This window comes from Pandoraea sp. NPDC090278 (assembly GCF_044772185.1).
GTDB lineage: Bacteria > Pseudomonadota > Gammaproteobacteria > Burkholderiales > Burkholderiaceae > Pandoraea.
Genome location: NZ_JBIVYJ010000001.1, coordinates 1,953,507 through 1,966,567, shown reverse-complemented (window position 1 = coordinate 1,966,567; position 13,061 = coordinate 1,953,507). Strand labels below are relative to the sequence as shown.

The 13,061-nt window shown below is 64.8% G+C and carries 9 protein-coding genes and 1 pseudogene; 5 read left to right on the top strand and 5 right to left on the bottom strand.

Annotation, left to right across the window (positions count from 1 at the left end; translation table 11 throughout):
- The 3 genes and pseudogenes from ACIQWO_RS08460 to ACIQWO_RS08450 form a co-directional block, all read right to left on the bottom strand.
- Positions 1-302 (bottom strand): annotated as a pseudogene (locus ACIQWO_RS08460) (type VI secretion system tip protein VgrG); the annotation flags it as partial.
- Positions 303-532: 230 nt separating this feature from the next.
- Positions 533-2,755: a TonB-dependent siderophore receptor gene (locus tag ACIQWO_RS08455; RefSeq protein ID WP_402821727.1), complete on the bottom strand. Its 2,223-nt coding sequence runs from the start codon at positions 2,753-2,755 to the stop codon at positions 533-535.
- Positions 2,756-2,893: 138 nt separating this feature from the next.
- Positions 2,894-5,518, bottom strand: coding sequence for a penicillin acylase family protein (locus ACIQWO_RS08450; protein WP_402821724.1), 2,625 nt, complete (start codon positions 5,516-5,518; stop codon positions 2,894-2,896).
- 151 nt (positions 5,519-5,669) lie between these two features.
- Here ACIQWO_RS08450 and ACIQWO_RS08445 point away from each other — a divergent pair, with 151 nt between their 5' ends.
- The 5 genes from ACIQWO_RS08445 to ACIQWO_RS08425 all read left to right on the top strand — a co-directional run bounded on the left by ACIQWO_RS08445 (position 5,670) and on the right by ACIQWO_RS08425 (position 11,382).
- Entirely contained in the window at positions 5,670-6,548 is an 879-nt protein-coding gene (locus ACIQWO_RS08445; protein WP_402821721.1) for an ABC transporter ATP-binding protein, read from the top strand.
- The gene (locus ACIQWO_RS08440) at positions 6,538-8,643 is read left to right on the top strand and encodes an iron ABC transporter permease (RefSeq protein WP_402821930.1); all 2,106 of its coding nucleotides are present in this window, start codon (positions 6,538-6,540) and stop codon (positions 8,641-8,643) included. Before ACIQWO_RS08445 ends, ACIQWO_RS08440 begins: the two co-directional genes overlap by 11 nt.
- Positions 8,633-9,634 carry an ABC transporter substrate-binding protein gene (locus ACIQWO_RS08435; protein ID WP_402821718.1) on the top strand — a complete coding sequence of 334 codons (1,002 nt, stop codon included), beginning with the start codon at positions 8,633-8,635 and terminating at the stop codon, positions 9,632-9,634. Before ACIQWO_RS08440 ends, ACIQWO_RS08435 begins: the two co-directional genes overlap by 11 nt.
- A 74-nt stretch (positions 9,635-9,708) precedes the next feature.
- The gene (locus ACIQWO_RS08430) at positions 9,709-10,836 is read left to right on the top strand and encodes a GNAT family N-acetyltransferase (protein ID WP_402821715.1); all 1,128 of its coding nucleotides are present in this window, start codon (positions 9,709-9,711) and stop codon (positions 10,834-10,836) included.
- A gap of 225 nt (positions 10,837-11,061) precedes the next feature.
- Positions 11,062-11,382 carry a hypothetical protein gene (locus tag ACIQWO_RS08425; protein ID WP_402821712.1) on the top strand — a complete coding sequence of 107 codons (321 nt, stop codon included), beginning with the start codon at positions 11,062-11,064 and terminating at the stop codon, positions 11,380-11,382.
- Positions 11,383-11,425: 43 nt separating this feature from the next.
- Here ACIQWO_RS08425 and ACIQWO_RS08420 read toward each other — a convergent pair whose 3' ends face one another.
- Complete coding sequence (locus ACIQWO_RS08420; RefSeq protein WP_402821709.1) at positions 11,426-12,043, bottom strand: GNAT family N-acetyltransferase; 618 nt, start codon at positions 12,041-12,043, stop codon at positions 11,426-11,428.
- An 89-nt stretch (positions 12,044-12,132) separates the two neighbouring features.
- On the bottom strand, positions 12,133-12,804 hold the full coding sequence (locus ACIQWO_RS08415; protein ID WP_402821706.1) for a Crp/Fnr family transcriptional regulator: 672 nt from the start codon (positions 12,802-12,804) through the stop codon (positions 12,133-12,135).
- Positions 12,805-13,061: the final 257 nt, after the last annotated feature.

Here is a 13,061-nt window from a genome sequence, read left to right as displayed (position 1 = left end):
CTCAGGCGAGCGAAGCCGGTGATGACCCCTTGTACGCGCCGCTCAGGCGGTGGTGCCGACCAAGCATTCTCGCGAGGCGGCCGGATGACAAAACTAGCCGGCTTGTTGACGAAGTCCAGGCGCGAGAGCTCGTGATCGACATGGGTAAAGCGGACGACGTAGCGCGTAGGCTCGCCAAATGCATGGGTGCCTTCGAACGACAGCACGTCAGCAAGCGTGGCGCTTGGAGTTTGGGGTATTTCGAGGGAGTAGAACTGGTGGACGTTGGATGCTGAACGTGCTGGGGCTTCGGAAGCAAGCATGCGCGATTCGGTCGAGGGGGAGTCCCGTTCCATGTGGTGGAGTCCACGCAGACTTTAGGCCAATCTCCTGCAACCAGATATGGGAATCCCCCCAATTCCTCTCGACAAAGCTACGCAATGCACGTTACACAACGCTTTTCGGCAAGTCACTGTTCCGCTGGGTTCGAAACAAAAAGCGAGGCCGGTTCATTGGCCTCGCTTTTTTTACGACACTTCAGACATCCAGCCGCTTACCAGCTGTACTTCGCCGTCCCGAGAATCGTGCGACGCGCACCGTAGGCGCACTGAGAAGTCGTCACACACACGACATAGGTCTTGTCGAAGATGTTGCTGCCGTCGAGCTGGAAGCGCCAGTGCTTGTCCAACTGGTAGTGCAGGCCCAGATCGACCAGCGTGCGCGACGGCGCTTGTCCGGCGGTGTTGGTCGCATCGATGAAAGTCGGTCCGACGTAACGAATGCCACCGTTAAAGCCGAAGCCCTTGAGCACACCGGCGTGGAACGTGTAGTCGGCCCACAGGGCGGCGGCCGTACGCGGTTGCTGCGGCGGTACCTTGCCCAGCAGCGTCGGGTCGGTGGTCTTCGAGTTGGTGATGTTCGTGTTCGTGTACGAGCCGATCACCTTCAGGTTGTCGGTGACTTCGCCGACCGCCTCGAGTTCGAAGCCCTTCGAGTGCTGCTCGCCCGTCGTGATCGAGAACGCCGTGTTGGCCGGATCGGGCGTCAGCACGTTCGTCATGCGGATGTCGAACAACGACAGCGTGACGAAGCTGTTGTAGCCCTTCGGCTGGTACTTCACGCCGACTTCATACTGCTTGCCTTTCGACGGGTTGAACTGGTTGCCGAAGCGATCCACACCGACGTTCGGCTGGAACGACTCGGAGTAGCTGAAGTACGGCGCCAGCCCCATGTCGAACAGATACGTCAGGCCAGCACGATAGGTCGCCTGCTGGTCCGCCTGATTCGACGAACGGTTCGTCAGGCGGTTGTAGACGTTCTGTGCTACCCAGTCCTGACGCACGCCCAGCGTGAGCAACCACTTCTCGTACTTGATCTGGTCCTGGAAGTAGAGGCCGCCTTGCGTGAAGCGCGAGTCCGAGTCCGCTGCCTGACGCGTCAGTCCGAACACCGCCGCGCCGTAGTTGGGCGAGAAGATGTCGAGCTGGTTCGACGCACTCGCCACGCCCTGACGCATGCTGCGATGTTCGTTGTAGTAGTAATAGTCGAAGCCGAACAGCGCCACGTGCGAGAGCGGACCCGTGGTGAATTTCGTCTGCAACTGGTTATCGATGGTGAGCACGTCCGTCTGACGATAGTCGGCGAACGGCAACCGGTTGATCAGACGCGTGCTGCCCGGCGCGAAGCCCAGACCGTAAGCGTCCGTGTCAACCTTGTAGTCGAAGTACGAATAGCGTGCGGCCTGCTTGAACGACACCTGATCGTTGAAGCGGTGTTCGATCTGATAACCGGCGAAGACCTGCTCGCGCTTGATGTTGTCGTAGTTCGGGTCGCCCACAAAGCGGCCGACCGGAATCTGGCCGTTCGGATTCGGCAGCACCGTGCCGGAGGCGGGCAGGAACTGGCCGAAGCCGAGCTTGTCGCGCTGGTAGCTGGCTTCGAACGTGATCGTGGTCTTGTCCGTGGCCTTCCACGTGAGCGACGGCGCGATGTAAATGCGGTCGTTCGGCGTGTAATCGACTTGCGTGTTGCTGTCGCGGAACAGGCCGACGAGGCGATAGAGGACTTTGCCGTCGGCGTCGAGTGGTCCGCTGAAGTCGAAGGCGGCCTGCTTGTTCTTGAACGAGCCGACCGAGAGCTGGATTTCGTGAAGCGGCGTTTCCAGCGGCTTCTTCGTCACCATGTTGATCAGGCCGCCGGGCGTGTTCTGCCCGTAAAGCACCGACGACGGTCCGCGCAGGATTTCGATGCGCTCAAGGCCGTACGGATCCAGCTGGAATTCGGTCGCCGATTGCAGACGTGTGCCGTCCATGAAGAGGCCCAGCGTGGACGCCGAGAAGCCGCGAATGTTGATCCAGTCGAAACGCGTCTCGAAGCCTGCGTTGTCCGGCAGTACACCTGCGCTGTAACGCATGGCCTGACTGACCGACTGCGCACCCAGATCCTGAATCATCTCTTTCGGAATGACCGACACTGACTGCGGATTCTCGAGGAGCGGGGTATCCGTCTTCGTGCCCGTGGTACTGCGCTTGGCGACGATGCCGTCGACCGGCCCTGCGCCGTTCTCCGGCGAGCGCTCGGCGTTCACCTGCGTGGGCGAGAGCGCGACGTCGCCTTGCTGGCCGGTGGTCTGCGCCCACGCGCCGTGGGAGAAGACCAGCGGTGCGAAGACGAGGCTTGCTGCCAGTGCGATGTGACGGTGGATTGGGTGGATCGGGCGATGGATCGATTGCAGGCGACTGGCCCCCCGGCCACGTGCGCTCCCGTAGTGCTTCATCTAAGACTCCTAGGTTTTTATCGAAGACTGAGGCGACGTGCGCACTCGAATCCCCGGGCGACGGCACCTATCGAGTAGTGGACGAACCAACTTGCCGGATATTTAGGGGGCCAACATCAACCTGTCATGCAGAGGGCCTCATTGCGACAAATGCAGGACGCTGACGGTGGCCGCCGTAACGTCGGCCTCGGTGAACGGGGCGACCTGCCAGCGTTTGTCGGCCCACGCTTGCAGGGCGGTCGCGTTGCGCGGATCGTCGCGGTCGTCTGAGGGGCCGGAGGCGTCGAGGGCGGCGGCGGCGACGCGTCGCGCCGGATCGTCCGGGAACGAGACGACCTGCAGATATGTGTCGCCGCGCGGTGCCGCGTCCATGCCATAGCGGTCGGTGCCCATGCGGGCGTCGGCGCACATGATCGAGAAGTAGCCCGCGATGTCGCAGCCGCCCGACAGGCCGATGCGACGTCCGCCGCGCGTGGCGAAGAGCGCTTCGTCGCGTCGGCTGTCGAGCGCCAGTCCCATGCGCTGCATCTCCAGCACGGCCGCGCCCAGCACTTGTGCGAGCGACGCGCTGTCCCCGGCGAGTCCGGCGGGCGACGCGACAGGGTGCGTCGCATCGAACGGCTCGGCAAACGCCCGGCGTCCCGTGGCATCGACGCCTGCGAGCCGGATCCAGACGGCATCCCACAAGTTCGCGCCCCGGGCGCTGCGCTCGCCCGTGCCATCCCAAGCGGCCAGCACGCGGCAGGCGGGCGCGAGATCGACAGTCTGTGGTGCCTTCAGCGGTTTGCCGTCGATGGGGTCTTGCGTGATTCGCACGTCGAAGCGTTTGTCTTTGCGATCGGCCGCTGACGGGCACACCTGCGCGAGGAAAGACTTGCGAGTGAGATCGGCGGACAAGGGATCGGCGCGCAGCACGGACTCGCGTACGGCCTGCGTCGAGACCGGACCTGCGGCGCGCAAGGTGGCGATGCGTTGCAGGCCCGCGCGACTGCGCAGCGAAAGCGGCGCGTTGCTTTGGCCGAGCACACTGCTGAGAGTTGCGAGGGGGGCATCCGGCGCGGCCTGCCACGCGCTGTCGTTCATGTTGGCGACGACCGTGTCGCTCATGATGTCCGGCATCTCTCGGCGTCCGAGCGTGCCGGGTAACGGGCTGTCTGGCGTGGTTTGCCATGCGCAGGCGCTGCGGCTGCCGTCGAGCACCGGCAGGCCCGGCGCAGCCTTCGCGAAGGCCAGTCCTGCGGGCTTTGCGGTGCAAGCGGCCGACAGCGTGTCCGGCACGCCCGGCACCGGGCCAATGTCGCCGAACCACACGCGCGGGTCGCGTCGGCCGATGGCCACGGTGTTGACCCACGGATTGGCCGCGTCGGTGCGCATGCCGGACGCGAACGCATCGAGCGAGTCGGCCTGCGCCATGCGCAGATAGTGGTCGAGCAGACCGAAGTTGTTTGCATTGGCGTCGCGCAGTACCAACGCCTGTCGTGTCGTCCAGCCGAGCGCCGGGGACATGGCCGAGAGGTTGACGACCGGCCCGTCGGCCGTGCGATACAGCGTTCGCGAGACGGTCGACGTCTTGCCTTGCGCGTCGCGCACCGGGACGGTCACGGACACGCGTTGCATGGCTTCGGTGCGGCCGTCGATCCGGTATCGGGTCGGGTCGGCCGGATCGAGCGTGAGGGCCGTGAGACCAAAGCGTCGCGCACTCGAGACCGTATGCGTCCACGCGACGTCTTGCGTGAAGCCGATCATGATGAACGGCGCGCCGAGCATGCCGACGCCGGAGACGTCGAGCTGGCCGGGGATCGTGAGATGCGCAGGGTAGAGCCGGTCGGGGCCTTCCCAGTACCAGTGCGGGCTGCCGTACAGGATCGGCTGACCGTCGGCACTCAGCGACGCCCCGAAGGCAAACGCGTTGCTGCCAACGCCCGCATCGTTGATCGATGCCAGCGATGTCAGGGGCACTTCGGCGGGCAACGATGTTGCGACCTTGCGCGTCGGGCGTGATCGTCCATTGACCGCCGCACTGGCCGAAGGCGGCCGGGCGGTGGCGATGGCGGTGATCTGCGTGGCGGCGCTCGCGGCGAGTGTGGCGGCGTAGAGGCGGCGGTAGACGTCGTCCTCCGTCACTGTGCCTAGCTGGCGCACCCAGTCGGCATTGCGGCAGGCGGTGTGCTGAGCGGCGTCTGTGCCCGCGCGCATGTCTCGCAGATAGCGCGTCACACCGGCCGCGAAGCCTTGCGCCAGCTCACGTCCGCGCGGCGACTGGGCGGCGCGATACCGGTCGAGAGTGGCGGCGTCGAACGTCAGACGAAAGAAGACGTCCGCATCGAGGTTGTTCGGCTGGCCGAAAGTCGCGCGCCGGGCCACCCGGCCGTCCGCCCCGAAGGCCAGCGAGCGTTCGCCGCGAAAGGTCACGACGCTCTCGGCGAGTGTGCAGAGATTGTCTTGCGCCTGCGCGTAACCGAAGCCATAACCGAGGCCGCCCCAGTTGTCCGCGCGGACATGGGCGGTGCCGTCGGTCGTGCGACGCACGTCGGCTTTGTAATGCGCGGTAATTGACGAGACGTGGGATTCCGGGGTTTTGGGCGCTTCGGAGACCTGATGCGTCGGAGGCGTGGGTGACGTGCATCCTGCAAGGCACAGGGCGACGACGACCAGTCCGGTCCGCACGGACCTTGGCGACATCGGTTGGGAAGGCAGATCGGGTAAGGCGGGACGGGCAGGGCGGGCAAGCATCAGGCGCGACGGCTGGGGCGATCGGGACATGGGTAAATATGCCGGTTGGTGATACGTCTTTTGAGCGACGAACCACCACTTCCGGAGTTTAGGCGGCGCGCGCTTATGCCAGCCGTCGAGACGACTGGTGCCCGATACCCGTATTTCCACCGGTCCAGCAGCCGCCAGACCGGCATTCAACATGACCGAATCTCTGACGCCTGCCGCAGGCGCGTCGTTGCGCGCGGAAGGCCTTAATGTTGCTGTGGGTGCACGCAACGTCCTCACTCAGGTCGATGTGACCTTCGCCGCGGGCCGTGTGAGCGCGCTGTGCGGCCCGAACGGCTGCGGCAAGAGCACGCTGTTGCGCACGCTGGGCGGCCTGCTCAAACCTGTGTCCGGCCGCGTATGGCTCGACGACACGCCGCTCGACTCGCTGCGTGCGCGTCGCATCGCGCTCCTCGCGCAAACCCCCGGCATGCCGTTCGGCATGACCGTCGCCGAACTCGTCGCTTGCGGCCGCTACAGCCACACCGGCATGGGCGGACGCCTCGGCGAGCGCGACAACCTCGCCATCGAGCGCGCTCTGCATCTCATGGAACTGGACACGTTGTGCACGCGCGATGTCACGGCGTTGTCCGGCGGCGAGCGTCAGCGCGCGTTCATCGCGATGGCGCTGGCGCAGGAAGGCAACGTGCTGTTGCTCGACGAGCCGACGACGTATCTCGATGTGCGCCACCAGATCGACATTCTTGCGCGCATTCGCGAACTCAATCGCGAGACGGGGATGACGGTCGTATGGGTGCTGCACGACCTCAATCAGGCCGCCGCCTTCTCCGACGCCATGCTGCTCATGCGCGACGGCAAGCTTGTCTTCTCCGGCACGCCCGACGAGACGATGGACCCGGACCGTCTGATGGCGGTGTTCTCCACGCCGATGCAACGCATCGACTTTCAGGGCCTGCCGATGTGCTTGCCGGTGCTGGGCGGGCAAGCGGGACGTAGTGACGTCCGCGAGTCGGTTGAGGTCGGTGGGGCGAATGTCTCGGATGGACTGAACGGTGGCCGACATGGCGGCTGAGCGCACGGTGGGGACTTTGCACCTCGCGCGACGCCTCACGGTGCCCGCGCACGCCGCGCCGCGCCAGTATGCGCGCCGCACACGCGCGTTGTGGGGGGGATGGCTGGCCCTCGCGCTCGCCATCGTCGTTCATGCGCTCGCGAACGACGCGTGGCCGGGCGCGGGCACGGTCGCTCAGGCGATGCAAGGCGGTCTGAGCAGCATGAACAGCGACACCACGCTCGGCTGGTTGCTGTTTGTGGATGCATGGATGCCGCAGATTCGCGCGGGGCTTGCTGCTGGCGCATGCCTTGGACTCGCCGGTGCGCTGCTCCAGACCATCACCCAGAATCCGCTGGCGTCCGGCGAATTGCTCGGGGTGTCGGCGGGCGCGCAGATGGGGTTGATCGTCGCATTGCTCGTGCCGGGCCTCGCCGTCCTGCCGATGATGCTGGCGGGCGGCGTGCTGGCGGCGATGTTCACGTTCGCGCTCGCGGGCGGCACGCGCACAACGCCGCTGCGTCTCACATTGGCTGGGGCGGCGAATGCGCTTGCGCTCTCGGCGTTGTGCATGGTTGCGCTGACGTTGTACACGCGTGCGGCCGTGGGCGTCGTGCAATGGAGTACGGGGTCGTTGCAGCAGTTCGGCAAACGCGGGGCGGACGAAGCGATGTGGTTGCTGCTCCCGGCGGGCGTGGCCTTGCTGGCGTTGCTGCATCCGCTTGGACTGGCGCGCTTCGGCGAAGCACAGGCGTCGGCGTTGGGACAGCGTGTCGGCGCAGTGCGTGTGGGGACGATTCTGCTCGCTGCTGCGCTTTCCGCGATTGCGATTGCACTGGCGGGGCCGGTCGGCTTCGTCGGGCTGGCCGCACCGAATCTGGTGCGGCTGATGGGCGTTCACCGGCCCGCGTGGCTGATTCCGCTCTCCGCGTTGTGGGGCGGCGCAATGCTCATCGTCACCGATGCCATTGCGCGCGCGCTGGTGACGTTCGGTGCGCTGCCGGTCGGCGTGATGAGTGCCGTCATTGGCGCGCCCGTGCTGTTGCTATTGCTTCGCTACGGCCTGCCCGCGAGCACTGCGGAGATGACCGCCCCGATGGCGGCTGGGCATCGTGCGTCGAACCGGCGTCCGATGGCGCTTATCGCAGCGCTGGTCGTCGTCGCGCTGATCGCCGTCACCGGACTGACGCTGACGATGGGCGTGCTGTCGTGGCCGTCGGCATGGCAATGGCGCGACGTTTTCGATCCGCACACGGCGGCAGGCATGCTGGTGGACCTGCGTCTGCCGCGCAGTCTGATCGCGATGGGCGCTGGCGCATTGTTGGCGGGCAGCGGCGTGTTGCTTCAGGGGGCGTGCCGGAACCCGCTGGCCGGGCCGGAATTGCTCGGTGTGAATCAGGCGGCAGGGCTGGCGGTGCTTGCGCTGCTGCTGGTGTCGCCGGATGCCGCCGCACGCTGGTCGATGCCCGCCGCGTGGGCGGCAAGCGCCGGGGTGCTGGCGATTGTGCTCGGCGTGAACGCGCGCTGGGGTCTTGTGCCGATGCGGGTGATCCTGACGGGCATGGCGCTGGCCGGTCTGCTCGCGGCGTTGGCGAACCTGCTAGTGCTGCAATTCCATGTGCATGCCACGCAGGCGCTGGTGTGGCTCGTCGGCAGCAGTTACGGGCAATCGTGGCACGGTGTTCGGGCGTTGTTGCCCTGGCTGGCGATCTGTCTGCCGCTCGCAGTGTATGCCGGGCGATGGCTCGACCTGCTGAGTCTCGGCGACGAGACGGCCGAGGCGCTGGGCGTACCCGTCGTGCGTGCCCGTCTCGGATTGCTGGTGCTCGCCAGTGCAATGGCTGCGGCTGCGGTGGCGACTGTCGGCCCGGTGGCTTACGTCGGATTGATCGTCCCGAATGCGCTGAGATCGCTGCCGCTGACCGGTACCCGCGACCGCATCGTCACGGCAGCGCTGGCGGGGGCGCTGTTGCTTGGCGTAGCCGACTTGTTCGGTCGGACGTTGTTCGCCCCGCTCGATTTGCCGCTGGGCATCGTCACCGCTGCCGTCGGCACGCCGCTCTTCCTTTGGCTGCTTTCCCGCACTTTCCTGAGGTCGCATGCGCATGCTGGCTAAATCCTATGGCGGCGTGCCCGTGCCGATGTCGCGTCGGCGCTGCCTGAAGTACCTCGTCGCTGGCACGGCCGCGATGACGGGCGCGGTGGCGCTCGACGCTCAGGCGCAGAACTATCGCGGCTTGTTCAACCGCGCGTCGCTCGTCTTGCCGACAAGCGCCCGCCGGGTCATCTCGCTGGAGTTCCTGTTTACCGAGTCGTTGCTGGCGCTCGACGTCACGCCGGTCGGGGTGGCCGATCCGCGCGGCTACACGCAGTGGGTCAAATATCGTGCGGACCGGTTGAGCGCAGACAGTTCTGTTGGCACGCGTGAGCAACCAAATCTCGAAGCGATTGCGGCGTTGCGTCCCGATCTGATCATCGCGTACGCGTATCGGCATGAGCGGTTGTTCGACGCACTGGCGCGTATCGCACCGACCGTCGTCTTCAACGTCCAGCCCGCCGAAGGCGAGGGCGACGCACTCGACCGGATGCTGGCCGTCTTCCGATCCCTTGGCGGCATGACGGGGCGCGCCGATGCGGCGACGCAAATCATCGCCGATAGCGAAGCGCGCATTGCCGAGGCGCGTGCGAGTGCGTTGCGCGACGGTTTTCGCGATGCACCGATTGCGCTGCTCAACGCCAACGCGGGCGGCGGCAACTTCTGGGCTTACGACAACAAGGACATGATCGGTGCGCTGATCGGACATCTGGGTGCGCGCAACGCGCTTGGGTGGCTCGACGAGCGTCAGTCGATGGTCAATCTGTCGCTGGGCGATCTGGCCCGGCATCCCGAATGGTCCCTGATCGTCGTCGACAACGGCGCTGCGCCCGCGTACCAACTGCCGGTCTGGCGGGCTTTGCCTGCCGTGCGCGACGGACGTGTTGCGTTTCTGCCGCCGTCGTGGGGCTTTGGCGGACCCGTGTCACTCGACCGCATTACCGGTCTCGTCGGCACGGCATTCGCATCGATGGCGCCCGCTATGCGTGCGAGGGCCGCTTCCGGTGTATGAGCGGCGTATGGACGACGTCTGAATTCTGACGGATGCCGTGGCGGCGTCCGGCTTGGCTGAGAGGAGATCGAATCGTGTCAATTGCAATGACTGCCCCTGTTGAACCGTCCGCTGCGCATGACGGGCGTGCTGCACCCCATGATCCCTACGGCGTCACGCTGGCCGACGGCCATCGATATCACGCGAGCGGACCCGATGATGGCGTCGCCCGCGCCGGTCAGGATCTCACGCTCTGGTGCGATGCCCGTGCCGTCGCGGTGTTTCAGGTCAGCGAAGCGGATGACGGGATAACGCTGCGGTCGAGCACGCCGCACGACGCTCATCTGCCGGTTCAGGCGCTGTTGCCTGTGCTGGCGGCAGTGTTCTGTCGTCATAAGGCGTGTAAGCGGGCCAGCGTGATATGGCCGGGGACGGACGCCGACCCCGAGCTGGCGGCGTGGCTCGTCGCAGCGGTTCGTGATGGCGTGGGCGAGCAGTTCTCGCAAGTCGACGGCGCGAGTGCGTTGCAGGTGTCGCGTCAGACGTTCTGGCAGCATCCGGCGCAGTGGCTCCAGGGACCGTCGTCGGCCGGGATGGCGCAGCAGTACCGTGTGTCGGACGGCAAGCGCCATCCGTTGCGCGCACCGAAGCCGGTGGGTGAGGTGTACCGGCGTCACATCGCGCGACTCGGCACGAGCTTCAGCCTGCGTGCCATCGATCAGCCGGGCGATGTCGAACGCTTTCACGAGTGGATGAACCTCGACAGCGTGGCGCACTTCTGGGAGCAGACGGGCACGCTGGCGGAGCATGCGGAATATCTGGCGAAGATGCAGGCCGATCCTCACACCGTCACACTGTTCGCATGTTTCGACGACGAGCCGTTTGCCTACTTCGAGGTGTATTGGGCGAAGGAAGATCGCATTGCGCCGTTTTGCGAGGCGGCCGACTACGACCGAGGTTTCCACTTGCTCGTGGGTTCGACGCGTTTTCGCTCACCCGGGCGCACCGAAGCATGGCTGCGGTCGATCGTCCATTACATCTTCCTCGACGATCCGCGCACACAGCGCATCGTTGGCGAGCCGCGCATCGATCACGACCGCTGGATCGCCTATATGCAGGGGCAGGGCGCGGCCCGCTTGCGCGAGTTCGATTTCCCGCACAAGCGCGCCGTGCTGATCGCTTTCGAGCGTCAGACGGTGTTCGAGCAATACGCGCCGTGGTGAAGCCCGGAACGGACAGATCCGCGTGGATGTCGGCCAGTTGACGATAGCTATCACTCCGATATCTGCGTGCCAACACCCGCCTGATTGTCGAATTCGGTCACGACACTGTCGATTGCCGCATCATCGACGGCGGTGAAGCGGAAGTTTCTGTAACTCTTGTCGCGTGTTCCTGCCCATCATGTCGAGTCGCCCCGCCCGGGGCGATTTCGTTAAAGGAGGCTCGACATGAACGCGACACGTGTGGACTATCAACGCTGGATTTCGCTCAGACGGCGGGTGCCCGCGAACGAATATCCCGTGCATCCGCTCCCGGACCGGTTGCCGCGACGCGGGTATGTCGTCTGGTTCTACTTCCGAAACGAGTTCTTCGGATCGCAATTCGACGAGAAAGCGAAGGCGTATGTGTGCGACCACGTCCGCAATCCGTGGGAAGCGGCGTTCTTAGAGACGAAAACCGAAGCACTCGATATCGCCCGGCGCATGGTGTGCCCGTGTCTGGTGCTGTATTGCGCCGGACCGTCCGCTGCGGTCACGGCCGTGGCCTGAACACACGGACCGGTCTGCGATGTCCGCCAGGGGATGCGCAACGTCAGCCCGACGCGCCCCGCGCAAGACGCTCGGCCAGAGCAGCCTTCACGTCCGGCCATTCGTCATCGATGATGCTGAACCGGACGGAATTGCGCTTGCGCCCGTCGGGCATGATCCGTTCGTGTCGAACGATGCCCTCCTGCTTTGCGCCGATACGCAGGATCGCAGCGCGCGACTTTTCGTTGAGTTCATCCGTCGTGAATTGCACGCGCACGCACTGCATCGTCTCGAAGGCATAAGTGAGCAACAGGGACTTCGCTTCGGTGTTGATGCTGGAGCGCTGCGCCGAAGCGCTGACCCACGTGTGGCCGATTTCCAGTTTCCGATTCGCCCGGTCCACCTTCCAGAAGCGGGTGTGGCCGACCACGTTGCCCGTGGCCGTCGAAACGATGACGAAAGGGATGACGGTGCCATCAATGCGTCCCTTCAATGCCCGGTCGACGTAGGCATCCACGGTATCGGCGCTCGGCACGACGGTCACTTTCAGATTCCACAGCTCGCCGTCGGCCGCCGCAGCAACCAGCGCCTGTGCGTGATGACGTTCCAGTGGATGGAGTTCGACACTGTTGCCGAGCAGCGTGGGCCGCAGAGTGTCGGCAGGCGTTGTGTTGATAGACATGGGGCGGGCGCGGTTGTGGCGGAAAATTCCTGCGAAACGACGATTCTGCGCCGACTCCTGCACCCCGGCAAGACTTCGAATATTAGGTTTTACATGCCGAACTCGCGCAACCCTTCCAGATCGAGAATGGTCAGCACGCCGTAATCGACTTTGACCAATCCCGCCTGCTCCAGCACCTTCAGCGCAAGGTTCACCCGCTGGCGCGAAACCCCCGCAAGGTAACTCAGTTCCTCTTGTGAGATCTGCACCGTGTTGTCGTCGGACGGGTACAGGTTCGGATTGAACATCGACGACAACGAACGGGCGACGCGCGCGTCGGTATCAAGCAGACGCTCGTGCTCGACGGCTGCAATGAATTGCCCCAACCGTTCGTTGAGTTGCAGCGTCAGAAAGCGATTGAACGGAATGCTCGTGTCGAGCAGCCAGTCGAAGGTAGCGATGGGCATATGCGCGAGTACCGAGTCGCGTAGCGCCATGACGTCATATTTCCGGATCTCGTGCTTGAGCACCGACCCTTCGCCGAACCACGCGCCCGCCGGTACGCCCGTGAACGTCACTGTCTTGCCGCTGGCCGACGCCGTCGTGATCTTCACCAACCCCTCGATCACGCCGAACCATGCGTGCGTCGGGTCTCCCTTGCGGCATACATAGCCCCCGTTTTCGACCGGACGCACCTGAATCTCCGCCACCACGCGTGTGCGCTGATCGGGCGTCAGTCCTTGCGCCCAGGCGCTGCGCTGCAACAAGGTTTCGAGCGACATATAGGGACTTTCCCTTGATTGTCATCCTGGTGACAAATCCGCCGTGAGCCATGAGGTATCTTCGCCTTGCCTGACAACGACGAGACAAGCATTCCTGGCGGTCTGAACACGACGCCGAAGCACAAGTATAGAAGCTGACCGTTGCCCGGCATATCGGTAGTCGCCGTAGTCGTTTCACCGAAATCGCTGCAGACGCTGTATGGCATTCCAAAGCAAAAATAGCGCCGTTCGAAGGCGCTGCGAGCAGTAAGGAGCGT